The sequence below is a fragment of the Erwinia sp. B116 genome (assembly GCF_002865965.1).
Taxonomy (GTDB): Bacteria; Pseudomonadota; Gammaproteobacteria; order Enterobacterales; family Enterobacteriaceae; genus Erwinia.
The window spans coordinates 1-22,687 of the sequence record NZ_JRZZ01000010.1 but is presented as its reverse complement, the minus strand read 5'-3'; the positions used below and the strand labels follow the sequence as shown (position 1 = coordinate 22,687).

Here is a 22,687-nt window from a genome sequence, read left to right as displayed (position 1 = left end):
CAGACGGTCAGCACGCTGGGTACGCTGGCGGCGGGGCTTGCTGGCGGCATCGCGGGCGGCAGCACGGCGGATGCGGTTGCTGGGGCGCAGGCGGGGAAAAATTCGGTTGAGAATAACTCGCTGTCGGGGGACCAGGCCCGTGAAACAGTAAAACAGGCTGCCGAATCCCTGAAGGAGCAGGTCAGGGATAAGCTTGGAAACAGCACAACCTCGTCCATCGCAAACAGTATCATCACTGCCCTTGCTGACAGCGGCGATGCCGCCTTAGGTTCAGCTGATTACGTTGCGGATGCAGCAATGGCGCTGGCTTCCTGTGCAGCCGGAGACAGCTACTGCAGCCAGGCGCTCAGCGATCTGTCCGGTAAGAACCAGGCGGTGGCAGACAGCGTTAAAGCGCTGATGAGCAGCGATACCTGGTCGGCAGTAAAAGACACGGTAGTTCAGGCGTCTGAAGGAAACCAGGCGGCGCTGGAAGCCACGGGTGGAATGCTGGCCGGGATAATCCTGCCGGGCAAGAAAGTACCTGGTGCTCTGAAAACTGTTGATCCGACGATTAAAATTGCGACAGGTGTAACTGTTGGTGAGTTTGAGGCAAGCCTGTTTAAATTAGTGCCGGGAGAACGAGTTGCTGTGGTAAAACAAACCGCTGCTAGAGTTGTCGCAGAGCAGGGAATGATTAAGGATAACAAGTTAACTAAAATGAATAATCGTGATGTTTACCGAGGCACAGATGGTAATTTATATGCTCTCGATACTCAGCATGGTCGTTTTGAAGTTGTTAGCCCTCAAGGTAAACATATCAAAGAAATTAACTTTGCCATGAAGGAAATACCTGATAGTAAGGACAAATCTGGTGGGCACAATTTGAGGGTTAAGTGATGGAATGCATCAGAAAATTGATTAATTATCCAGAAAAGTCAATACGAAGAGGGCGGGTTTTTAGATTGCCGGCAGTATGGCCATACGAAAGTGTCGTAGATTTTATGGTAATAGATTTGGCTCATACGCATGGATTGGTTGTCTCATCAGGATTTAAAGCTGGTTCAATGCTGGTTGAATTACCGCTGGAAAGCGCCTCTACAGAAGGACATGCTTTAAGCACAGAATGGATAATTAATAATTGGTCGAAGTGGATTTATCCAGAATGTAACGTTGAGGATGTTTACATTCTTGATGAATATGTAGCTACGCCCATTGCATAAAAAATGATCCCGGCCACCGAGCCGGGATTTTACTTTACAACCAGCCAGTTACCGCTGTTCCACCCGCTTCTGTCCCCCCGCAATCACCTGAATAAACTCGGTAATCTGCCGCTGCCTGCGGGCTGAAAGCTTCCCGCAGGCACGGCGCAGGGTGCTCAGCACTTCCGGCTCCTGGTCCGGCTGTGGCTCCTGCGCGGTCAGGATCAGGCAGCCGGGCGAGACCCGGACGTAAACCTGCGTGCCGGTCTCAAACCCCGCCTCCCTCAGCCAGCGCCCCGCAGGGTGATAGCCGGCAGCGGCTCAGACGTTGCCGCATCGCGGATATAGCTCAGGGTGCAGACTATTGCGGTTGAAGCATGAAACTAATATCCACTTAAATACAATATAATCAGCACATTACTACCTCAGTCAGATTTCAACATCCGGTATCATCATGCTCCGATAACCCTTGAGCCAGCCGGGTTAAAGATAAATCCGACAAGGCACAACCTGCATTCCACTCATATAGCGTTCTTCTTAAAACGGGAGCGATGGCGGTAGCGTACTTATCTTCCTTCTGTTTCATTGAAATTATCTGAATAAAATCAGCATGATATCGATGCTCGCGCGCCGAAATCATCCCGCAGGCCCGGCGCAGGGTGTTCAGACGCAACCGGCGGAGCAGAATCGAACCCGGGATGATGTTGAACTGTGAAATACTATCAGTTATTAACTGCGCTCGGTCAATGTGGCACGAAGATGTGAGGTTAAAGGAAAATAATGAAAAACATCACTGAACTCTGCGCTTCCGTGACCGAAAGTGCTTATGGATTATCGATGGGGACGATATGGCAACATATCTGCGTTGAATGCGTTGAATGCGTTGAATTGCCTGATAATTACCTGTTCAGAAAACACGCGTTTTTCGTGCTGCTAACCGCGTTGCTCAGTACCGGGAAAATAAAGCTAGCCGCGGAAGGCGTATTTTTGCCCGGCTCCGTTGAGCAGCAAATCACACTAATACAGCAGGCCTGGCCGCCGTATCCCTCTGTAGACGAAGACGACGAACTGGATCACGTCGGCATGTGGTTTCTGGCTAAGTCACCTGCCGGGGTGGTCTGGTTAACCCCGGATGGCACAGAGATTTGGACTTAAATGAATCCCGCTCTTTGCCAGATAAAAGCGTCGCAGAGGGATTTAATCCGGGGGGTAAGCGTGCCCTGTAAGAGCCTGTTCGACGTCTTTAGCCGCAGGCATAATGACCTGGCGGGCTAAAAATATTTTAGCAATATTGTTATTTTCTGCATTAAAATTCTGGGGTGGGCTGTTTTAATCTCCTTTTCATCCCCCTCTGTTTCATGTGACTTTGTTAAATCCGCTTCGCTGACGTATTTATGGAACATAATTATCCTCCCTTTTAATTATTACTCTGTTAGCGATTAATTGACCGACCAATGCGGGCATAGGTATGCCTTACCCCGCGGATCGCGATACTGTATGCCAGAATGTTTTCTGGTAATGCCACCCCCATATAACCCGTGTCGCCAATATGATGCAGATCGGCTCCTGCCATTTTGCTCATCAGCGCTATCTGACGAATGGTGCTGATATCTGCCCCCTCCTGTGATGTACCAATCGCTGTCATTACCAGTGCGCCCTGGCTGTGCGCAGCGTCAACAAGCGATGCGACGCGCTGCTGGCTCATTCCGGGCACCGTACCCGGTGCCGGAAGTAAAGCAACATCAGCCCCCTGGGAGGCGAACCCGATCACGTCCTCTTCGTTGATAATGCGATCCCCGCTTTCCTGTACGATCCCCGCGCCGTGCATTTTTCCGGCGATGATAACAGCGCTTTCTTTAACCGCATCGCGAATATCTCTTACAGCCATTCCCAGAGCGTGATTGCTGACGCCATTATTGGGATTGCCGGTCAGCACCAGAAATTTCGCACCCATATCAACTAACTTACGCGCATTTTCTATTGTTGCGGCGCGTCCCGGTTTCATTTTCCAGATATTGTCATGAGCAACGGCAAACTCAGGATCAACCGCCTCAAGATTTACGCCAATGAGACGCCCCGTCAGGCGTTGTAGTTCACGCAGTATTTGCGGTGGTGCAATGTTTGCAGGAAGCCCGCGGATCTGAGGGTTTTCAACATCAAACATGTTAATCAGTAAGATATCCGCGCCTTGTGATGCAGCCAGTTCCGCATTTGTCACGTCGTTGAGCAGTGGCTGAGTTATTGCAATGGTTTCACTCACCATTACCCGGCCTTCACTGGCACGGATAGCATACAAAAGCGCTTTTTTATCCATCGACATATAATCAGAAGCACAGCAGTCCAGTAAGCGTTTGTTCGTCATGACAGTTTTACCTTATTGATTAACTAACGAGCGAATTTCATCAGCAATAGTTTCAGCCTGCGTCCCGACAATGACCTGTAGCCCCGTATTTCCACGTTTGACAATACCCATGGCACCCAGGTTTTTAAGCTCGTGCTCCTGAATATTTTCCATGCTGACTACCTCCAGCCGCAGGCGCGTAATGCAGGAGTCAATACGCGTTAAATTATTCCCCCCACCGAGCGCGGCGAGATAGGCCGCTGCACGGTGCGCCGAGGTAACAGGAGGCGAAAAAGACTTATCCGTTTCTTCTCTTCCCGGCGTGGCCAGATTGAAACGGCTTATAAAAAACCTGAACAAGAAATAATAGATCAGCGCCCACAGCATACCTATTGGCAATATCAACAAGGGGCGTGAAGAAAGCCCAAAGGACAGCACATAGTCAATCAGGCCAGCAGAGAAGGTAAATCCCATTTTGATGCCAAGGGCCTGGCATACGGCCATAGCGACACCGGTCAGTAAGGCATGGATACCGTAGAGCACAGGGGACAGAAACAGAAAGGTGTATTCAACGGGCTCAGTTATGCCCGTCAGTAACGTTGTCAGTGCCAGCGAAAGAAACAGCCCTGCTACGGCAGAACGCGTTTTTTTCGGCGCGGCGTGATACATGGCCAGACATGCTGCTGGCAGCGCGAACATAAATACCGGGAAAAACCCCGTCATAAATGCCCCCGCTGACGGGTCGCCTGAAAAGAACCGGTGAATATCGCCGGTAATAACAGTTCCATCGGCAGTGGTATATGAACCAAACACAAACCAGACCAGCGAATTGACGATATGGTGCAGGCCCACGACGCGGAAGATAACGTTCAGCATACCGTAGACAAACGGGCCAACCGGACCCGATGCGATCAGCCAGTTTCCCACCGCATTCACGCCGTGCTGCACCGGTGCCCATGCCCATCCCAGCGCAACGCCGATGACCAGGCAGCTTAATCCCGTAGCGATCGGAACAAAACGCTTACCGCCAAAAAAAGCCAGGAATTCCGGCAACCTGATATTACAGAAGCGGTTGTAGATAAATCCGGCTAACAGCCCGGTCAGAATACCGGCCAGCACCCCCATATTCAGCTCGGGATTGATAGCCTGCATGACGGAAGTCAGAACCAGATAGCCAATGGTGCCCGCCAGGCTGGCAGCGCAGTGGTTATCTTTTGCCAGCCCACCGCTGATACCCATGGAAAACAGCAGCGGAAGGTTGTCAAACAGCGTTTGTCCGGCTTTGGTGATAAAACTGATATCCAGAACATCAGGTTGCCCCAGGCGTAACAGCAACCCGGCTATCGGTAAAACGGCAATAGGTAGCATCAGAGCCTTACCCAGCCGTTGCATCATGAGAAAGACGTTTCCCTGCATAAAGTCACCTCAAAAGTACCCGTACAGATTATAAAAAATCGATATGTACCATTAATGAACCTTTGATAGACCTTTCATAAGCAATCGATGTTGTTTATGAATATGGATGATAATTTGTGGTGCGGATCACGCTCAGCGGGTTGCAATATCATTCTGATGATGACAATCCCGCGTTACTGGATAACAATTGGTTCACTCATTCTGAACCAGTCAGGATATCCACGAAGACCTATGAGCACATCCTCACCAACTGAATTCCACCTTGATGAATCCAGCAGGCTGCCGCTGTATTTACAACTGGTGAATTGCATAAAAACTGCAATTAGCGAAGGTCGCTTACGTGCAGGCGATGTCCTGCCGTCAGAGCGGACGCTGGTAGAGATGCTGCAGGTTGCGCGTGGCACGGTTCGTAAGGCCCTGTTACAGCTGCTGGAAGAGGGCATTCTCTTACGCAATCAGGGAGTGGGAACATTTATTGCGCCGCATGTGCGCCAGTCACTGCCGTTTCTGGAGAGCTTCAGTGAAATGGCTGCGGCCAGCGGCGGCACGGCGCAAAGTGATCTGATGGGGTATCTGCGGCGGCCATGCTCGCCGGATGAGCGACATGTCTTGCAAATGGCAGAGGGCAATGACGAAATAGTGGAACTGACCCGACTCAGAAAGGTTAACGGCATTGCCGTTTCCCTCCAGCTGGCGATTCTTCCGGCGCATTTGCTGGATAACGTCGGGGAGCTGGGTGAGTCTTTGTACCGGCACCTGGAAAAGAAAGGTGCCCGGGTACTGCGGGCAACCCAGAACTTTAGCGCAGCGATGACGGACGCTAAGCTGGCATACTACCTTGGCACCGACGAGAATGAGCCCGTGTTACTGGTGACCCGGACGGGCTTTACACATAACGACCGGCCGGTTGAACATACCCGAACCTGGTGTCTTAACAATTACTGTGATTTTACGATTGAGCTGCATTGTAAAAATGAATGAAGACAATAATCAGTTTTAAAGCCTGATGAGATGGGCTCTTCATGCTCCTCAAATGCTGCGGGAGGAGAATGAGTCAGCCAGGAAACGTCCTGCTGAAACCGGTTGCCAGCCACACCCGCTGTTCACTGGGTTTTTTACGTGATGGTGGAGTGTAAGGCTGCACCGGCACTCATTACTGCCAGCCATCCCATCTTCGCCGATTTTTCCGTAAAGCCCACTGCGGCACTTGTCTGCCCACCCCGCCGGCACTATCCTCGCCTCAGCCATAAATGCCAACGCTTACCCGTTGCTTTACGGTTAGCGGGTGGCCGGTTCTGTCACACCTTCCGCCCGCGCTTTCTAATGCCATCCCTCCCTGCGCTGAACGTCTCGATTGTGCATCCTGGTCAGTGCCGGAATCCCTCTCAGCCCTCGCGTATCGTCCACCCGTTCATTCCGAGCCCTGACCAGGGTTTACTTAGCGTTAATCAGGCCGGCGGCTGGCCGCCGTTCTGCACCAGCCCCCCTTTACGCCGCCGCCCGATCCTGCGGCAGCGGGATATCGGCGCTGATGCGTTCGCCGTCCTCGGCGAACACCATGCACTGGTGCGGATGGAACGAGGTCTGCAGCGTCTGGTAAGGGCGGAAATGCACGTCGCCCGGAAGCAGCAGCTTAAAGCCGTCCTGGCCGTGGCTCTGACCAAACAGGAAGGTGTTATTCCCCAGACGCTCAACCACCTCGCAGTGGAACTCCAGCTGCAGCGGCGCGTCGCTGTTGATGCACAGATGCTCGGGGCGGATGCCTAAGGTCAGTTCGTCGCCGGGCCGCAGCTGGCGCAGCGGAGCGGGCAGGTTCAGGGTGCGTGCGCCGCCGCCGATGCTGACCACCAGCCCGGCCGCGCTGCACTCTTCCACCAGCGCGGGCAGGAAGTTCATCTTTGGTGAACCGATAAAGCCGGCGACAAAACGGTTGACCGGGTTGTAGTAGAGCGCCATCGGCGAACCGGCCTGTTCTATCTTGCCGTAGTTCATCACCACGATCTTATCGGCCAGCGTCATCGCTTCGACCTGGTCGTGGGTGACATACACCATCGTGGTCTTCAGCTCCTGATGCAGTTTAGCGATATGCAGGCGCATCTCCACGCGCAGCTCGGCGTCGAGGTTCGACAGCGGCTCATCGAACATAAATACCCGCGGATTGCGTACGATCGCCCGGCCAATCGCCACGCGCTGGCGCTGGCCGCCGGAGAGCTGTTTAGGCTTGCGGTCCAGCAGGTGCGAGAGCTGCAGGGTTTTCGCCACCATCTCCACCTGGTGACGGATGCGATCCTTCGGCACGCCGTTGACCTTCAGGCCATAGCCCATATTCTCCGCCACCGTCATGTGCGGGTAGAGCGCGTAGGACTGAAACACCATCGCCACGCCGCGATGGGCAGGGGCCACGTCGTTGACCACTTCATCGCCGATCAGGATCTCACCGTCGCTGACCTCCTCCAGTCCGGCAATCAGCCGCAGCAGGGTGGATTTACCGCAGCCGGAAGGGCCGACGAAGACGGCAAACTCACCCGCCTCGATATCCAGTTGAATATTTTTGAGCGTTTCGGTTTTGTCAAAGCGCTTGCTGACGTTTCTCAGTCTGATACCGGACATGCGGACCTCATCGGAAGGAAGAATAACGGTAAAATGTATTACGTGTAACAAGTTGGCGTTTGATGCCGCCAGCCTTGTACTGCCTGAGTTGACTATAACTCCCTGATGTTATGCCCCCTACCGGTGATTTCGATTTCTGTAATACCGATCACATATTAGCGCAGCAGGGCTGGAGCCGGGGCGCGGTTGCAGGTAGTTTGTAACACGACATAACCTGAAGTCCGACGCCCTACAGATAGTTCACATCGCGACTTTACAGGCTTAAGCGCCAAAAATTACGCCGCTAAATAACTAAAAATGTCATACCTTCACATGAGGTTAGCAATGAAAATGAAAACCCGTCTCTCGCTGCTGCTGTCAGCGCTGGTATTAAGTCACTCGGCGCTGGCCGCGCAGCAGTTGACCGTCTGGGAAGATATTAAGAAGTCGGCCGGCATCAAAACGGCGGTCGCCGACTTTGAGAAGCAGTTTGGCGTGCAGGTAAAGGTGCAGGAGACGCCGTTTGCCCAGCAGATTGAGAAGCTGCGGCTGGATGGCCCGGCCGGCATCGGCCCGGACGTGCTGGTGATCCCCAACGATCAGCTGGGCAGCGCGGTGGTGCAGGGGCTGCTGACGCCGCTGACGCTGGATGCCGCGCACCAGGCGGCGTATACGCCGTCGGCGATGGCGGCCTTCAGCCTGAATAACCAGGCCTACGGCGTGCCGAAGGCGGTTGAGACGCTGGTGCTGATTTATAACAAAGACCTGCTGCCGTCGCCGCTGAAAACGCTGGAAGAGTACCGCCTGTTCTCGCAGAAGCAGCGCGAAGCGAAGCAGTACGGCCTGCTGGCCAAGTTTGACCAGATTTATTACAGCTGGGGCGCGATTGCGCCGATGGGCGGTTATATCTTCGGCAAAGACGGTAAAGGCGGGCTGAACACGCTGGACATCGGCCTGAACACCCCCGGCAGCGTAGAGGCGGTGACCTACCTGAAGCGCTTCTTCAGCGAAGGGCTGCTGCCGGGCGGCATCATCGGCGATAACGGCCTGAACGCCATCGACTCGCTGTTCACCGAGAAGAAAGCGGCGGCGGTGATTAACGGCCCGTGGGCGTTCCAGCCTTACCAGGCCGCCGGTATCAACTACGGCGTTGCGCCGCTGCCCGATCTGCCGAACGGTAAGCCGATGAGCTCGTTCCTCGGCGTGAAGGGCTACGTGGTTTCCACCTGGAGCAAGGACAAAGCGCTGGCGGAGAAGTTCATCAACTTCATCAACCAGCCGCAGTACGTCAAGCTGCGTTATCAGCAGACCCAGGAGATCCCGCCGCTGGTGGCGCTGATGGATGACCCGATCATCAAAGACGATGAGAAGGCCAGTGCGGTCGCCCTGCAGGCAGCGCGCGCGTCGGCGATGCCGGGCGTGCCGGAAATGCAGGAAGTGTGGGGCCCGGCCAACGCCGCGCTGGAGCTGAGCGTCTCCGGCAAGCAGGAGCCGAAAGCCGCGCTGGATAACGCCGTGAAGCAGATCCATATGCAGATCGAAGCGATGCAGGCCAGCAACCAGTAATCTCGCCGCGCGGCGGATCTAACCAGGAAGGATGAAGGTGTGACGATGTCTCCCAGTGAACCACTGATGCTTAATAAACCCTCGCGGCAGCACGCGATAACCGGCGTACTGCTGGCGCTGCTGCCCGGCTTCGGCCAGTTCTACCACCGGCAGTGGGCCAAAGGGCTGTGCTTTTTGATCCTGCTGGTCAGCTTTGCCGGGGTGTTTCACGATTTTCTGCAGCAGGGGCTGTGGGGGCTGGTGACGCTGGGTGAAACCGTGCCGCGCGATAACTCGATCTTCCTGCTGGCGGAGGGGATCATCAGCGTGCTGGTGATCGCCTTTGGCCTGGCGCTGTGGGGGCTGTCGCTGCGCGATGCCTGGCTGAACGGCCAGCGCCGCGACGCCGGCCAGCAGCTGCACAGCGTGCGTAAGCAGTATCAGATCCTGCTGCGCGAGGGCTTTCCCTACCTGATGATCACCCCCGGCTTTATCCTGCTGGTGTTTGTGGTGGTGTTCCCAATCCTGTTCGGTTTCGCCATCGCCTTCACCAACTACAACCTCTACCACACGCCGCCGGCCAAACTGGTGGACTGGGTGGGGCTGAAGAACTTTATCAACATCTTTACCCTGTCGATCTGGCGTTCGACCTTCTTCGACGTGCTGCAGTGGACGGTGGTGTGGACGCTGCTGGCGACCACGCTGCAGTGCGCGGTCGGGGTGATGCTGGCGATCCTCGTTAACCAGAAAGATCTGCCGTTTAAGGCGCTGATCCGCACCATCTTTATCCTGCCGTGGGCGGTGCCGGGCTTTGTGACCATCCTGGTGTTTGCCGGCATGTTTAACGACAGCTTTGGCGTGATCAACAACGCCATCCTCGACTTCTTTGGCATTGCGCCTAAGCCGTGGATGACCGACCCGTTCTGGAGCAAAACCGCGCTGATCATGATGCAGACCTGGCTGGGCTTCCCGTTTGTGTTTGCCATGACCACCGGCGTGCTGCAGGCGATCCCGGATGACCTGTACGAGGCGGCGAAGATGGACGGGGCCAGCGGCTGGACGCGGCTGAAAACCATCACGCTGCCGCTGGTGATGACCGCCATCGCGCCGATCATCATCACCCAGTACACCTTCAACTTTAACAACTTCAACATTATTTACCTGTTTAACAACGGCGGCCCGGCGGTGGCCGGATCCAACGCCGGCGGCACCGATATTCTCGTGTCGTGGATCTACAAGCTGACCATGTCGTCGTCGCAGTACGCGATTGCCGCCACCATCACCATCCTGCTGTCGATCTTCGTGGTGGGCGTGGCGCTGTGGCAGTTCCGCGCCACCAGTTCGTTTAAACAGGAAAGGGAGTAAGGGCATCGTGAAGGCTAAGTCAGTCAGTATCAAACGCGAAAAATGGGTGCGCCTGTCGCTCACCTGGCTGGTGGTGTTGCTGGTGTCGACCATCATCATCTACCCGCTGGTGTGGACGGTCGGTGCGTCGCTGAACGCCGGTAACAGCCTGCTCAGCAGCTCGATTATTCCGGAGAACGCCTCGTTACAGCACTACCGTAACCTGTTTAACGGCCAGGTGCCGTACCTCACCTGGTACTGGAACTCGATGAAAATCAGCTTCTTTACCATGGTGCTGACGCTTATCAGCGTCAGCTGTACCGCCTACGCCTTTTCGCGCTTTCGCTTTAAGGGGCGGCAGAACGGGCTGATGCTGTTCCTGCTGCTGCAGATGATCCCGCAGTTCTCGGCGCTGATCGCCATCTTCGTGCTGTCGCAGCTGCTGGGGCTGATTAACAGCCACCTGGCGCTGGTGCTGATCTACGTCGGCGGCATGATCCCGATGAACACTTATCTGATGAAGGGCTATCTCGACGCCATTCCGAAAGATCTCGACGAGTCGGCGCGGATGGATGGCGCGGGCAACTTCCGCATCTTTATCGAAATCATTATGCCGCTGTCGAAGCCGATTCTGGCGGTGGTGGCGCTGTTCTCGTTCACCGGCCCGCTGGGGGATTTTATTCTCTCCAGCACCATTCTGCGCAGCCCGGAGCAGTTCACCCTGCCGATCGGCCTGTATAACCTGGTGTCGCAGAAGATGGGGGCCAGCTATACCACCTACGCGGCGGGCGCGGTGCTGATTGCCGTACCGGTCGCCATTCTTTACCTGGCACTGCAAAAATACTTCGTTTCCGGCCTGACTTCAGGCAGTACAAAGGGATAAACCATGAAACCAACCTCGCTGTTTCTCGCCCTGGCGCTGGCCTGGGCGACGCCGCTGCTCGCCGCCGGCCAGCCGGTAATTGCCCCGATCGGCCCGGTGCCGGCGGACTTTGTTAAAGGCGCAGATATCTCCACGCTGGCCGAGCTGGAGAAGCAGGGCGCAAAATTCTACAACGAAGGCAACCAGTTACAGGACCCGATCGCCATCCTCAAGGCCAACGGTATCAACACCGTGCGCCTGCGTCTTTGGGTCGATCCTTATGATGCGTCAGGCCACGGCTACGGCGGCGGCACTAACGATCTGGCCACCACCCTGGCGCTGGCCAAACGCGCCAAAGCGGCGGGCATGCACCTGCTGCTCGACTTCCACTACAGCGACTTCTGGACCGATCCGGGCAAGCAGTTTAAGCCAAAGGCGTGGGAAAAACTGAGCTTCCCGCAGCTGGAAACGCGCATTCACGACTATACCCGCGACACCATCGCCCGCTTTAAGGCCGAGGGCGTGCTGCCGGAGATGGTGCAGATCGGCAACGAGCTTAACGGCGGCATGCTGTGGCCGGAGGGTAAAAGCTGGGGGCAGAACGGCGGCGAGTTTGACCGGCTGGCCGGGCTGCTGAAGGCGGCGATTGGCGGCCTGCGCGAGAACCTCAGCGATCCTGCGCAGGTAAAAATCATGCTGCACCTGGCGGAGGGCACCAAAAATGACACCTTCCGCTGGTGGTTCGACGAGATCACCCGTCGTCAGGTGCCGTTCGACGTGATCGGCCTGTCGATGTACACCTACTGGAACGGCCCGATTAGCGCGCTGAAGGCCAATATGGATGACATCAGCCAGCGCTATAACAAGGACGTGATGGTGGTGGAAGCCGCCTACGCGTACACGCTGGAGAACTGCGACAGCGCGGAGAACAGCTTCCAGGCGAAGGAGGAGAAAGACGGCGGCTACCCGGCCAGCGTCACCGGGCAGGCCGACTACCTGCGTGACCTGATGAAGGCGGTGCTGGCGGTGCCCGGCCACCGTGGTAAAGGGGTGGTCTACTGGGAGCCGACGTGGATCCCGGCCGCCGGTAACACCTGGGCCACGCCGGAAGGCATGAAGTATATCCACGACGAGTGGAAGCAGGGCAACGCGCGCGAAAACCAGGCGCTGTTCGACTGCCGCGGCAAAGTGCTGCCCTCGATCAACGTTTTCCATTAATTCGCCGGCCTGCGGGCCGGTGCTTTTCTCTATTTAAGGAATCACCATGCGTAAATTTCCACCGCTGCTGCCAGGGGTGAACGGCCTGCTGCACGGCGCGGACTACAATCCGGAGCAGTGGCAGCACCAGCCGGGCATTATCGACGAAGATATGGCGATGATGCGCCAGGCCAGCTGTAACGTAATGTCGGTCGGCATCTTCAGCTGGGCCAAGCTGGAGCCGGAAGAGGGGCGCTATGATTTCGCCTGGCTGGACCAGGTGCTCGACAAGCTGCACGAAAACGGTATCTCCGCCTTCCTCGCCACGCCGAGCGGCGCGCGCCCGGCGTGGATGTCGCAGAAATACCCTGAAGTGCTGCGCGTGGGGCGCGACCGGGTGCCCGCGCTGCACGGCGGCCGCCACAACCACTGCATGACCTCGCCGGTTTACCGCGATAAGGTGCAGCAGATGAACCGTCAGCTGGCGGAGCGCTATGCTCACCATCCGGCGGTAATCGGCTGGCATATCTCTAACGAATACGGCGGCGAGTGCCACTGCGATCGTTGCCAGCAGGCGTTTCGCGGCTGGCTGCAGCGGCGCTATGAGACGCTGGAGCAGCTGAACCTCGCCTGGTGGAGCGACTTCTGGAGCCACACCTACGGCGACTGGTCGCAGGTGGTGTCGCCCGCGCCGCAGGGCGAAGCCTCGATCCACGGCCTGAACCTTGACTGGCGGCGCTTTATGACCGACCAGGTGACCGACTTCTGCACCCAGGAAATCAAGCCGCTGAAGGCGGTTAACCCGCAGCTGCCGGCCACCACCAACTTTATGGAGTACTTCTACGACTACGACTACTGGAAGCTGGCGCAGCCGCTCGACTTTATCAGCTGGGACAGCTACCCAATGTGGCACAACCAGCAGGATGAGACCGGGCTGGCCTGCTACACCGCCATGTATCACGACCTGATGCGCACCCTGAAGCAGGGGCAGCCGTTCGTGCTGATGGAGTCGACCCCCAGCGCCACCAACTGGCAGCCTACCAGCAAGCTGAAGAAGCCGGGGATGCATATTCTCTCCTCACTGCAGGCGGTGGCGCACGGCGCGGATGCGGTGCAGTACTTCCAGTGGCGCAAGAGCCGCGGCTCGGTCGAGAAGTTTCACGGCGCGGTGGTCGATCACGTCGGCCACCTCGATACCCGCACCGGCCGCGAAGTGAGCGAGCTGGGCCGCATGCTGGCGGCGATGTCGCCGGTGCAGGGCAGCCGGGTTGCGGCGAAGGTGGCGATTATCTTCGACTGGGAGAGCCGCTGGGCGATGGATAACGCGCAGGGCCCGCGCAATCTCGGCCTGCACTATGAGCGTACCGTTAACGAACACTACCGCACCTTCTGGGAGCAGGGCGTGGCGGTGGATATCATCAACGCCGACGTCGATCTCACCCCTTACCAGCTGGTGATCGCGCCGATGCTGTATATGGTGCGTGACGGCTTCGCCGGACGGGTGGAGCGGCACCTGCGCGACGGCGGGCACTTTGTCGCCAGCTACTGGAGCGGCATCGTCAACGAAAGCGACCTCTGCCACCTCGGCGGCTTCCCCGGCCCGCTGCGGCCGTTGCTCGGCGTCTGGGCGGAGGAGATCGACAGCCTGACCGACGATGAGTCCAACGCCGTGCAGGGCGTGGAGGGCAATGCGCTGGGGCTGAAAGGCCCGTATCAGGCGCGCGAGCTGTGCGAGCATATTCACCTGGAGGGCGCAACGGCGCTGGCCAGCTATCAGAGTGACTTCTACGCCGGGCAGCCGGCCGTCACGGTGAACAACGTCGGGCAGGGCAAAGCCTGGTATATCGCCTCACGCAACGATCTGGCCTTCCACCGCGACTTCTGCGGTGCGCTGATTCAGCAGCTGGCGCTGCCGCGCGCGCTGGAGGCAGAGCTGCCAGCGGGCGTGGTGGCCGCGCGGCGCACCGACGGTGAGCAGGCGTTTATCTTCCTGCAGAACTACACCGGCCAGCCGCAGACGCTGACCCTGCCAGCCGGGGTCAGCGATCTCACCGACGGTACGCCGCTGGCCGGTCAGCTGACGCTGGATGCATGGGGCTGCCGCGTGCTGCGTGGGCCGCGGCCAGGCTGAACCGACAGCACTCATCTGTACACGCGTCCCGCCCTGCGGGCGCGCTAATCGCGGGCTTCGGCCCGTTTTTTTATGGTGATAAGAGGGGATAAACATGAGCCTGAAAGCATTTAAGCACTACTTCAGCCGCCAGGGCGCAGCGAAGGAGATCGGCACCACGGACGCCGCCGCAGAGGCGACTGACCCGGCCGACGGCGTGCTGCTGGACCGGTTAATGCGTGACTTCGGCGGGCGGGACAACATCGTGCAGGTGGACGCCTGCCTGACCCGGCTGCGCGTTACGGTGAAGTCGCTGGCGGCGGTGGATGCCGCCGGCCTGCAGCAGGCGGGGGCGATCGGCGTGGTGATCCTCGGCCATGAGGTGCACGCCATCTTCGGCACCCGCTCGGACAGCCTGCGCCAGCTGCTGGAGGCGCGCTTCTTCAGCCCGCGCTAAAAAAAAGGATAACCGGTAACGGTTATCCCAATTCACAGCCAGGTGCTTGCAGTCACAGGAAAAAACGACCGGAGAGGAGCAGGGCGAACGGCGGCGGTAGCCTGTGCCGGCGTTCGCCTGAGAAATGCTGAGTACTCTGCCGCCCGCACGGTGGCGGGCAGCAACAGGTGGAGGCGTCAGGCCGCGATTACCACCACGCCTCAACCTGCACGCCGAAGTTCCAGGTGTTGCTGGCGGTGCCGTCCTGGAAACTGTGGCCCTGTTCAGAGTCGTTCAGGTAGGAGGCAAACACGCGCAGCTCGGGGCGCGACATAAATTCCGGACCGGCCGCCAGGCCCAGCGCGAGGGTGTATTTCTGCCCGGCCTGCTTATAGTCGCTGCCGTCTTTATTCTGGTCTTTCTGCCAGAAGCTGCCCGCCTCGCCGATACCGCGCACGTAGTCGGTAAACTGGTACTGCGCGCGGCCGACCAGCGACAGCAGGGTGCTCTTGTCGGTGTACGCGGTCAGATCGCTGGCGGCACCCCAGGTGATCACCTGATTCAGTGACAGCTTATCGGTGATCGGCAGCAGGCCGGTGTTGATCACCCGGTAACCGGTGGCGTCGCGGGTGTCGTTCCACATGTCGTACCAGCCGCCGCCCTGCGAGATGACGTTCTGCGCCAGCCCTTTATTGGCGTACTGCAGCACCAGCTTTTGATAGCCGCCCCACACGTCCTGGCTGATTTCGCCGGTGAGCATCACGCCGTTGTCGGCCTCGTACAGCCCGCCGTACTCTTTCTGCTTATTGGTCGGGTTAGGCATGGCGTAATCGACGCCAAACTCGGTCCAGGCACCGTTCCACGGCTTCCAGCCCGCGTAGCGCACGTCAAGGTAGTTGATGTTGACGTCGTTATCGCCGTCGGCGCGGTAGTCAACGTCGTTAGCATCGCCACGAATCCAGGCGACGGAGACGGCGCCCGGGCCAAGGGTATAGTTCTCAATACCGGCACCGGAGCCGGAGATATTCCAGTATTTGGTGTCGATGATATGCAGATCGTGGCGCTGGTAGTAGCGCTTACCGCCCCAGATCACCGCGTTCTTATCGCCGGGGATCAGCCCTTTGATCTGCAGGTTCAGCTGGCGCAGGCCAAACTCGGCGTCGTCGCCGAAGGTGGTTTCGTTATCGTTGGAGCCGTCAGAGAACATGCTGACCATGGTGTCGACGTAGAAGCTGACGTCATCCTTTTTGTACACTTCGCTGCCCAGCTCGATCTCACCGTAGGTGTCGTTCTCGTTGCCCAGGCGGCCGACCTTGTTTTTCTGAAACTGCTCCATACCGCCGTCACGCGAGACGCCGACGCCGCCGCGCAGGTAGCCGTGGAAGTCGATATTGTCGATCGCGGCGAAAACCGAAGGCGTAGCCAGTGCGGCGGCAAGTGCCACGGCAGTTGCGTGTAATCTAGTGTTCATGTCAGCCTCTTGTTATTTGTAATACGTTCACATAGTGGCGACAGTAAACGCCTGCTGACAAACATCCTGCAATTGCAATGTCAGAATTGTGTGATTTACTGCAAGTATTTTCCCTTAATTTGTAACGATCGGTGAGGCAGATCACCGATTTTGATATGTGAACGTCGTACTTATTTGTTATTCTGTTGCCATTGAGACTGAGTTGACCTGTCACTTGATGCGGCTGTGTTACAATTCGTCCATCTGCCATCAGGGATGCCAGCCATGAAATCGAAGAGTGCCACTTTAGAGGACGTCGCCCGCCACGCTGGCGTCTCCTATCAGACCGTTTCGCGCGTGCTGAACAAGTCCGCCAACGTCTCGGAAACCACGCGCAGCCGGGTGGAGAAGGCCATCGAGGCGCTGCGCTACGTGCCGAACCGGCTGGCGCAGCAGCTGGTGGGCAAGCAGAGCACCACCCTCGGGCTGGTGACCACCTCGCTGGCGCTGCACGCGCCGTCGCAGGTGGCCGCCGCGGTGAAACGCTACGCCAACGCCGCCGATTATCAGGTGCTGATCGCCATGATCGATGAGAACGTCAGTCAAAGCCTGCAGTCGGCGATTAACGAACTGAAGTCGCAGCTGGTGGATAAGGTGATCGTAAACGTCCCGCTGGAGACGGCGGACGCAGAGCACATCGTCGAGCAGAACCAGGATATCCTCTGCCTGTTCCTCGACGTCGACCCGTTCAGCTCGGTGTTCAACGTTTCGTTTAACCCGGCCGACGGCACCCGCGCCAGCGTGAAATATCTCTATGAGCAGGGGCACCGCGAGTTTGCCCTGCTGGCCGGGCCGCAGGAGTCGGTGTCCGCCCGGCTGCGGCTGAAGAGCTGGCAGGAAACGCTGGAAAGCTACCGGCTGCAGCCGGTCAGCGTGGTGCACGGCAACTGGGACGCGCAGAGCGGCTACAGCGGCGTGCTGCAGATGCTGCATGAGTCGTCGGGCTTCACCGCGCTGCTGGTGGGTAACGATCAGATGGCGCTCGGCGTGCTCAGCGCGCTGCACCAGCGCGGCGTGGCGGTGCCGGGGCAGATTTCGGTGATCGGCTACGACGATACTTATGAGAGCGCCTTCTTCCATCCGTCGCTGAGTACCGTGTCGCTGGATCTCGATCGTCAGGGAAAAGAGGCGGTGGAGCATATCCTGCAGGCCAGCGATGATGACGTCAGCCGCTCGTCATCGATCCTGCCGGCCCGGCTGGTGGTGCGCAATTCCAGCGGCGTGGCCGGTCAGGCGGAACGGGATTTACAGCAGATTGCCGAACAGCTGCGGGCGATTGCCAGCCGGCTGGGGTAATACGGGTAACATCAGGCTGCGGGGGAGGGGAACGTTAATCTGCGGATGATTTACTGAGAAAGGATAACATCGGTCCGGAAAACAGAGACGTAGGTGTACCATTTCCGGACCTGAAATCACCCCGAATGGGCAGGATGATCCTGTCAGAAGGCCGTCAGTGAAGGCCTGTCAGGGCCTGCAGTAAATACCTCGATTACAGCATCCTGACCAGCATCTGGTACTGGTTGTTGTTAAAGCTGAAGCCACCGGCGGAAGCCAGCCCGACCTTATTCAGATGAAAGTGCATCGAACGCGGGTTGATCTCATTAACAAAGGTCACCAGCACCTTGTACTTCTGTCTGAAGATCGCACAGTGCGCATCGATCATCGCCTCGGCCAGGCCCCGGCCGCGCCAGGCTGAATCGACGCAGATCGGGCCGTACTGATAGGAGTTATCGACGTTCAGCGTCAGCCCGCCAACCTGGTATTTATCCAGCTCGCCTGCCATATATTCAAACATCGGCTAGCGGCTGAGAAACTGCCATGAGCCGGCAATAATAAAACCCACCACCCTGCCGTCGGCGTCGCTGCTGACGATCACCCCGCGTTCGTCCGCTATCAGGCTGGCCAACTGCTCCGCGTTAATGTTGGTGGTGACAAAACCCTGATCGCGCTCGTGGTCACTGATGGTGTTGGTGTGGTATTTCGCCAGCAGGCTGAGCAGCGAAGGGATATCGCCGGAGGTGGCTTCCCTGACCTGAACGTTATTGACCGCGTTTGACATTGATCCTTCCTTGCAAGTAATTGACTGAAGTCACTCTGTTTTTCTGATGTGCATAACAGATTAGCGGGCGTGAATTTTAAACACAACTGGAAAATTACGGCGTCGCGCGTCAGCTATCTGCCGCCGTTGTGGGCAACATCAGCCCTTTTGCTGAGCGCGTTACCCAGCGGCATCGAACCCCTGATGCTGGCGGAGTTCTGTCGTCGTCAGGCTTTCGTTGTTTCACGCACGTCCTGCCGTCCGCGTTGGGTTCGCTATAGCGCAGTCGAGGTGTGAGTACCCTATTAGCTGAGAATACGCGACCGGCACACGTCCAGAATCTCATCTGCCAGAGGATCGTCATCCGGACAGGCGCGGGACAGTACCAGGGCACCAACCAGATGCGCGATGGTGTCGATCAGGTCGGCACGTGTCGCGCCATTTTCCGCTGCTAACAGGGCCAGCTGACGTTCAATCCCGGCGGCAAACGTCGCCTTAATGAGTCCGGGCTGGCGGGCGGTATCCGCGGCCAGCGCCGACATCACACAGCCGTTGCCCCGGCAGTCGCGGTGCTGCCGGGAGAGGTAAAATTCGACAAATTGCTCCCGGCTCACACCCTGTGTGCTCTCTGCGGATTGTGAAAACCCGCAGCTCATGGCTTCTGACACCAGGTCGGCCTTAGAGCCAAAGTGCTTGTAGAACCCGCCGTGCGTTAAACCGGCCGCCGACATCAGCTCTGCGACGCCGACACCGTCAAAGCCCCGTTCGCGAAACAACGCCGAGGCGGTTTCAACGATACGCTTACGGTTTTCCCGCACCTGCTCTTTTGACACCTTCATGGCTGTTACGACCCTCTTAAACAATGCAGGTCATAATTATACATTGATGATGACCATAATCAAACCGGTTGACTTTTTAGATGTCGATCATCATCATTAGGCTTGTGCCACCCCTTCTCTCCGGCAGACAGGGGGAGGTCAGCAAGTCGTTTTGCGCTGCCACGGTGCGCGATGACGTGCACAGGGCGTATCCTGTTTACTTATTACTCAAGAAGATCACTTATGACCAAACCTTCAGTTCTTATCACCGGCGCGTCGACGGGCATTGGTGCCGTCTACGCAGAACGCTTCGCACGCCGCGGCCACGACCTGGTTCTGGTCGCGCGTGACCAGGCCAGACTGGTAACGCTGGCCGGGCGTCTGCGACAGGAGAATGGTATTGCTGTGGATGTACTGCCTGCCGATCTGACGCAGTCGGCAGAGGTCGCGACCGTTGAAGCCCGCCTGCGTGACGATGCACGCATAGGTATTCTGATCAACAACGCCGGTATCGCGCAGTCGGGCAGCTTTATTGCGCAGACGACCGAGGCGACAGAGCGCCTTATCGCGCTGAACGTTACGGCCCTGACGCGGCTGGCCGCTGCGGTGGCCCCGCGGTTTGTGCAGGCGGGTGAAGGATCGATTGTCAATATCAGCTCCGTCGTCGGGCTCGCCCCGGAATTTGCCATGTCGGTATACGGCGCAACCAAGGCCTATGTTCTTTTCCTCTCCCAGGGTCTGGATCTGGAGCTCTCCTCCAGCGGTATTTACGTTCAGGCGGTACTTCCTGCCGGTACCTACACGGAAATCTGGCAGCGTGCGGGCATCGATATCAGCAACGCGTCCCAGATGATGGAAGTGGGAGAGTTGGTTGACGCCGCACTGGCTGGCTTCGATCGCCGTGAACGCGTCACTATTCCGCCTTTACACAATGCCGCACGCTGGGATGCTCTCGATACGGCGCGACAGGGGCTGCTGTCAGAGATCAGACAGGCGGAAGTCGCAGAGCGCTATAAAACCCGTTAAATCATAACGTATGGACGGTCTTCTCATCACGCAGAGGAGACCCTCACAACCTTAACAAAATGAATAATAAAACGATGAAAGCCTTTACCTTCAAACGCTATGGTAAATCCCCCGGGTTGGGATTCGAAGAGATCGCCTGTCCTGCCCCCGGTCCCGGGGAGATTCTGGTCAGGGTACATGCGGCAGGCCTGAATCCAATCGATAACATGATCCCAACCGGAATATTTAAGCCGGTGCTGCATTTTAAACTCTCTGCCACACTGGGAAGCGATCTGTCGGGTGTGGTGGTGGCCGTGGGGCGCCGCGTAACACGATTTGCGCCCGGCGACGAAATCTACGCCAGCACTTTCAATACGGGAACCGGCTCTCTGGCCGGATTTGCCGTGGTGCCTGAAAGTGCCGCTGCGTTAAAAGCGGCAAACCTGGATTTCGTGCAGGCGGCTGCGCTGCCGATGGTGGCCCTGACCTCCTGGCAGGCCTTAAACGAGCGCGCCGGGCTGCGCGCGGGTCAGAAGGTTTTCATCCCGGCAGGTTCGGGGGGGATTGGTAGCTTTGCGATACAACTGGCGAAGCACCTTGGCGCAACGGTGGCCACGACCACCAGCACCGGCAACGTCGGGTGGGTAACGCATCTTGGCGCTGACGAGGTGGTTGACTATAAAAAGGAGGCATTTGAAAACGTGCTGAGTGGCTATGATGTGGTGCTTGGCACGCTCAGGGGGGATGTGCTTGAAAAATCCACGCGGATCCTCAAGCCTGGCGGCAAAATTATTTCCCTTATCGGTCCGTTAGACGCCGCGTTTGCGCGGGAGCGTGGATTAAACGTCGTTTTACGGCTGGTCTTCGGGCTGATGAGCCGCAAAATAATGCGTTTAGCGAAACAACGCGGCCTGACGTATTCCTTTCTCTTTGTAGATCCTGATGGCGGGCAGCTCAGCCAAATCAGCAAACTGATCGAAGCGGAACAGATCATACCCGTGGTAGACAGGGTGTTTCCATTTACTGAAACTGAGGAGGCGTTGGCTTACCTTGCGGCAGGGCGTGCGAAGGGGAAAGTGGTGATTGAGATGCCGAAGTCATAACGTTCGCTGGAAAATGAACAAAAAAAAAACCGCACAAGGCGGTTTTTTTTATCACTTCACTTCGCTTATTGGCTCAGGCTTTAGCCTTCATCGCGACAAAAAGCGCCGGTGAGTGGCTGGTTATCAGAGCGCAACAACGTTGGCAGCTGATGGACCTTTAGCGCCGTTCTCGATAGAGAACTCCACTTTCTGGCCTTCGTCCAGGGTTTTGAAATCGTTGCTCTGGATAGCAGAGAAGTGTACGAACACGTCTTTGCTGCCATCTTCAGGAGAGATGAAACCAAAACCTTTCTCAGGGTTGAACCACTTTACTAAACCAGTCATTTTGTTAGACATAGATACTTCCTTTCATTTTTTGAGCCACTAACGTGGCGAACATGGCCTGTTTTGCAGATTTTGACTTATGCGGCACTTAGGAGGAGGCTCATGAAGAAGAGTATCTGGCGATATCACTTGAAATGAGGACTGCTTTACTAAAACTGCGTTCATAAGGTCTGTATTCCAAACCGATGACGCCATAGTAGTCTCGTTTGAGTTTAATTGTCAAGGTTTGATTTTATTAATGTTATTTGTCTGTAATGCTGTCAGTCGTTGCAAGGGGCGGGTTCATTGTTTGTGCCAGTCTCTCTATGCCCGCAACAATTTCTGCGGGGGAGTGTGCCGCAAAACCTAATAGTATCGCAGGCTTAACGGGTTTTGTCTGGCAGTACCGTGAGAGCGGTTGTGCGCCCAGACCCGCCTTGCGGCACTGAGCGATAATATAAGATTCCTCAATCTCTGCTGATAACCAACAGACGATATGGATACCTGAATCCGACGGTTCTGCCAGGATCACCTGCGGCAAAGCGCGCTGGATGGCTTCAACGATCGTCCGTTGGCGTTCGTGGCAGGCTTTTCTCACCCGCCTGACGTGGCGCGCATAGATCACGCGCTGCTGTTGATCCAGCCCCTGCAGAGCCTGAATCGGCTGGCCCGTATATCTGAACTCGCTGTTGTAGTTATCCTCAAAAATCCACATGTTCTTAGCCGTGGCCCAGTCAAGCAGGGCCATTCTTCGGGATAAACTTAACGTGCCGCCAAGCGGAAACTGATGGGAGGGCGAGGTGAAAATCATTTTAGCGTTCGGCCAGCGTTTGATGGCCCAGGCGATATGATCCTACCCGCATAATGTGGACACGCCCCTAAGCGAGGG

General features: G+C 57.1%; 21 protein-coding genes and 1 pseudogene. 13 read left to right on the top strand and 9 right to left on the bottom strand.

Annotated elements, in window-relative coordinates; genetic code table 11:
- The 3 genes from NV64_RS09540 to NV64_RS09525 form a co-directional block, all read left to right on the top strand.
- Positions 1 to 879, top strand: an 879-nt coding sequence (locus tag NV64_RS09540) for a VENN motif pre-toxin domain-containing protein (RefSeq protein WP_199177644.1), incomplete at its 5' end; no start/stop codon positions are given.
- Entirely contained in the window at positions 879 to 1,202 is a 324-nt protein-coding gene (gene imm45 / locus NV64_RS09535; protein ID WP_072166366.1) for an Imm45 family immunity protein, read from the top strand. The genes NV64_RS09540 and imm45, both read left to right, overlap by 1 nt.
- A 759-nt stretch (positions 1,203 to 1,961) precedes the next feature.
- On the top strand, positions 1,962 to 2,336 hold the full coding sequence (locus tag NV64_RS09525; protein WP_369878871.1) for a DUF596 domain-containing protein: 375 nt from the start codon (positions 1,962 to 1,964) through the stop codon (positions 2,334 to 2,336).
- A gap of 277 nt (positions 2,337 to 2,613) precedes the next feature.
- On the opposite strand, the gene NV64_RS09520 is transcribed toward NV64_RS09525, so the two are convergent.
- Together NV64_RS09520 and nagE are read right to left on the bottom strand one after the other, a co-directional pair.
- Positions 2,614 to 3,543 carry a hypothetical protein gene (locus tag NV64_RS09520; RefSeq protein ID WP_056234266.1) on the bottom strand — a complete coding sequence of 310 codons (930 nt, stop codon included), beginning with the start codon at positions 3,541 to 3,543 and terminating at the stop codon, positions 2,614 to 2,616.
- A gap of 12 nt (positions 3,544 to 3,555) precedes the next feature.
- Positions 3,556 to 4,938 carry an N-acetylglucosamine-specific PTS transporter subunit IIBC gene (gene nagE, locus NV64_RS09515; protein WP_101505801.1) on the bottom strand — a complete coding sequence of 461 codons (1,383 nt, stop codon included), beginning with the start codon at positions 4,936 to 4,938 and terminating at the stop codon, positions 3,556 to 3,558.
- A gap of 231 nt (positions 4,939 to 5,169) precedes the next feature.
- On the opposite strand from nagE, the gene NV64_RS09510 reads away from it, so the two are divergent.
- Positions 5,170 to 5,919 carry a GntR family transcriptional regulator gene (locus NV64_RS09510; RefSeq protein ID WP_056234259.1) on the top strand — a complete coding sequence of 250 codons (750 nt, stop codon included), beginning with the start codon at positions 5,170 to 5,172 and terminating at the stop codon, positions 5,917 to 5,919.
- 507 nt (positions 5,920 to 6,426) lie between these two features.
- Here the strand turns inward: NV64_RS09510 and NV64_RS09505 are convergent.
- Positions 6,427 to 7,548, bottom strand: a complete 1,122-nt coding sequence (locus NV64_RS09505; RefSeq protein ID WP_101505800.1) for an ABC transporter ATP-binding protein — start codon at positions 7,546 to 7,548, stop codon at positions 6,427 to 6,429.
- Between the two features lie 324 nt (positions 7,549 to 7,872).
- Here NV64_RS09505 and NV64_RS09500 point away from each other — a divergent pair, with 324 nt between their 5' ends.
- The 6 genes from NV64_RS09500 (at position 7,873) to NV64_RS09475 (ending at position 15,042) form a co-directional block, all read left to right on the top strand.
- Positions 7,873 to 9,093 (top strand): extracellular solute-binding protein, encoded by a 1,221-nt coding sequence (locus NV64_RS09500; protein ID WP_056234253.1) that lies wholly within the window; start codon positions 7,873 to 7,875, stop codon positions 9,091 to 9,093.
- Positions 9,094 to 9,132: 39 nt separating this feature from the next.
- The gene (locus NV64_RS09495; protein ID WP_072166324.1) at positions 9,133 to 10,437 is read left to right on the top strand and encodes a carbohydrate ABC transporter permease; all 1,305 of its coding nucleotides are present in this window, start codon (positions 9,133 to 9,135) and stop codon (positions 10,435 to 10,437) included.
- A 7-nt stretch (positions 10,438 to 10,444) separates the two neighbouring features.
- Entirely contained in the window at positions 10,445 to 11,299 is an 855-nt protein-coding gene (locus NV64_RS09490; protein WP_056234249.1) for a sugar ABC transporter permease, read from the top strand.
- A gap of 3 nt (positions 11,300 to 11,302) precedes the next feature.
- Positions 11,303 to 12,496, top strand: coding sequence for an arabinogalactan endo-beta-1,4-galactanase (locus tag NV64_RS09485; RefSeq protein WP_056234246.1), 1,194 nt, complete (start codon positions 11,303 to 11,305; stop codon positions 12,494 to 12,496).
- A gap of 46 nt (positions 12,497 to 12,542) precedes the next feature.
- Complete coding sequence (locus NV64_RS09480) at positions 12,543 to 14,606, top strand: beta-galactosidase (RefSeq protein ID WP_101505799.1); 2,064 nt, start codon at positions 12,543 to 12,545, stop codon at positions 14,604 to 14,606.
- A gap of 94 nt (positions 14,607 to 14,700) precedes the next feature.
- Complete coding sequence (locus tag NV64_RS09475; RefSeq protein WP_101505798.1) at positions 14,701 to 15,042, top strand: glucose PTS transporter subunit EIIB; 342 nt, start codon at positions 14,701 to 14,703, stop codon at positions 15,040 to 15,042.
- Between the two features lie 187 nt (positions 15,043 to 15,229).
- On the opposite strand, the gene NV64_RS09470 is transcribed toward NV64_RS09475, so the two are convergent.
- On the bottom strand, positions 15,230 to 16,492 hold the full coding sequence (locus NV64_RS09470; protein ID WP_056234239.1) for a maltoporin: 1,263 nt from the start codon (positions 16,490 to 16,492) through the stop codon (positions 15,230 to 15,232).
- Positions 16,493 to 16,756: 264 nt separating this feature from the next.
- Here NV64_RS09470 and NV64_RS09465 point away from each other — a divergent pair, with 264 nt between their 5' ends.
- On the top strand, positions 16,757 to 17,827 hold the full coding sequence (locus NV64_RS09465) for a LacI family DNA-binding transcriptional regulator (protein ID WP_056234236.1): 1,071 nt from the start codon (positions 16,757 to 16,759) through the stop codon (positions 17,825 to 17,827).
- Between the two features lie 193 nt (positions 17,828 to 18,020).
- On the opposite strand, the gene NV64_RS09460 is transcribed toward NV64_RS09465, so the two are convergent.
- The 3 genes from NV64_RS09460 to NV64_RS09445 form a co-directional block, all read right to left on the bottom strand.
- Positions 18,021 to 18,326 (bottom strand): GNAT family N-acetyltransferase, encoded by a 306-nt coding sequence (locus tag NV64_RS09460; protein ID WP_101505797.1) that lies wholly within the window; start codon positions 18,324 to 18,326, stop codon positions 18,021 to 18,023.
- Positions 18,327 to 18,329: 3 nt separating this feature from the next.
- Positions 18,330 to 18,590 (bottom strand): GNAT family N-acetyltransferase, encoded by a 261-nt coding sequence (locus NV64_RS09455; RefSeq protein ID WP_101505796.1) that lies wholly within the window; start codon positions 18,588 to 18,590, stop codon positions 18,330 to 18,332.
- Between the two features lie 284 nt (positions 18,591 to 18,874).
- Positions 18,875 to 19,408, bottom strand: a complete 534-nt coding sequence (locus NV64_RS09445) for a TetR/AcrR family transcriptional regulator (protein WP_056234230.1) — start codon at positions 19,406 to 19,408, stop codon at positions 18,875 to 18,877.
- A 222-nt stretch (positions 19,409 to 19,630) separates the two neighbouring features.
- Here NV64_RS09445 and NV64_RS09440 point away from each other — a divergent pair, with 222 nt between their 5' ends.
- Complete coding sequence (locus tag NV64_RS09440; protein WP_056234227.1) at positions 19,631 to 20,413, top strand: SDR family oxidoreductase; 783 nt, start codon at positions 19,631 to 19,633, stop codon at positions 20,411 to 20,413.
- A 59-nt stretch (positions 20,414 to 20,472) separates the two neighbouring features.
- Complete coding sequence (locus tag NV64_RS09435; RefSeq protein ID WP_056234224.1) at positions 20,473 to 21,495, top strand: NADP-dependent oxidoreductase; 1,023 nt, start codon at positions 20,473 to 20,475, stop codon at positions 21,493 to 21,495.
- A gap of 123 nt (positions 21,496 to 21,618) precedes the next feature.
- Here the strand turns inward: NV64_RS09435 and cspA are convergent, their stop codons facing one another.
- A complete protein-coding gene (gene cspA, locus NV64_RS09430) occupies positions 21,619 to 21,831 on the bottom strand; it encodes an RNA chaperone/antiterminator CspA (protein ID WP_056234222.1) in 213 nt (70 codons plus the stop codon).
- 229 nt (positions 21,832 to 22,060) lie between these two features.
- A pseudogene (locus tag NV64_RS09425) lies at positions 22,061 to 22,645 on the bottom strand (PLP-dependent aminotransferase family protein); the annotation flags it as partial.
- Positions 22,646 to 22,687: the final 42 nt, after the last annotated feature.

Coding starts and splice junctions, on each gene's coding strand:
- NV64_RS09455 (WP_101505796.1), bottom strand. CDS start 18,590: ATGTCAAACGCGGTCAATAACGTTCAGGTCAGGGAAGCCACCTCCGGC.
- NV64_RS09440 (WP_056234227.1), top strand. CDS start 19,631: ATGACCAAACCTTCAGTTCTTATCACCGGCGCGTCGACGGGCATTGGT.
- NV64_RS09460 (WP_101505797.1), bottom strand. CDS start 18,326: ATGTTTGAATATATGGCAGGCGAGCTGGATAAATACCAGGTTGGCGGG.
- NV64_RS09520 (WP_056234266.1), bottom strand. CDS start 3,543: ATGACGAACAAACGCTTACTGGACTGCTGTGCTTCTGATTATATGTCG.
- NV64_RS09435 (WP_056234224.1), top strand. CDS start 20,473: ATGAATAATAAAACGATGAAAGCCTTTACCTTCAAACGCTATGGTAAA.
- NV64_RS09475 (WP_101505798.1), top strand. CDS start 14,701: ATGAGCCTGAAAGCATTTAAGCACTACTTCAGCCGCCAGGGCGCAGCG.
- imm45 (WP_072166366.1), top strand. CDS start 879: ATGGAATGCATCAGAAAATTGATTAATTATCCAGAAAAGTCAATACGA.
- NV64_RS09505 (WP_101505800.1), bottom strand. CDS start 7,548: ATGTCCGGTATCAGACTGAGAAACGTCAGCAAGCGCTTTGACAAAACC.
- cspA (WP_056234222.1), bottom strand. CDS start 21,831: ATGTCTAACAAAATGACTGGTTTAGTAAAGTGGTTCAACCCTGAGAAA.
- NV64_RS09445 (WP_056234230.1), bottom strand. CDS start 19,408: ATGAAGGTGTCAAAAGAGCAGGTGCGGGAAAACCGTAAGCGTATCGTT.
- NV64_RS09510 (WP_056234259.1), top strand. CDS start 5,170: ATGAGCACATCCTCACCAACTGAATTCCACCTTGATGAATCCAGCAGG.
- NV64_RS09470 (WP_056234239.1), bottom strand. CDS start 16,492: ATGAACACTAGATTACACGCAACTGCCGTGGCACTTGCCGCCGCACTG.
- nagE (WP_101505801.1), bottom strand. CDS start 4,938: ATGCAGGGAAACGTCTTTCTCATGATGCAACGGCTGGGTAAGGCTCTG.
- NV64_RS09525 (WP_369878871.1), top strand. CDS start 1,962: ATGAAAAACATCACTGAACTCTGCGCTTCCGTGACCGAAAGTGCTTAT.
- NV64_RS09480 (WP_101505799.1), top strand. CDS start 12,543: ATGCGTAAATTTCCACCGCTGCTGCCAGGGGTGAACGGCCTGCTGCAC.
- NV64_RS09485 (WP_056234246.1), top strand. CDS start 11,303: ATGAAACCAACCTCGCTGTTTCTCGCCCTGGCGCTGGCCTGGGCGACG.
- NV64_RS09500 (WP_056234253.1), top strand. CDS start 7,873: ATGAAAATGAAAACCCGTCTCTCGCTGCTGCTGTCAGCGCTGGTATTA.
- NV64_RS09465 (WP_056234236.1), top strand. CDS start 16,757: ATGAAATCGAAGAGTGCCACTTTAGAGGACGTCGCCCGCCACGCTGGC.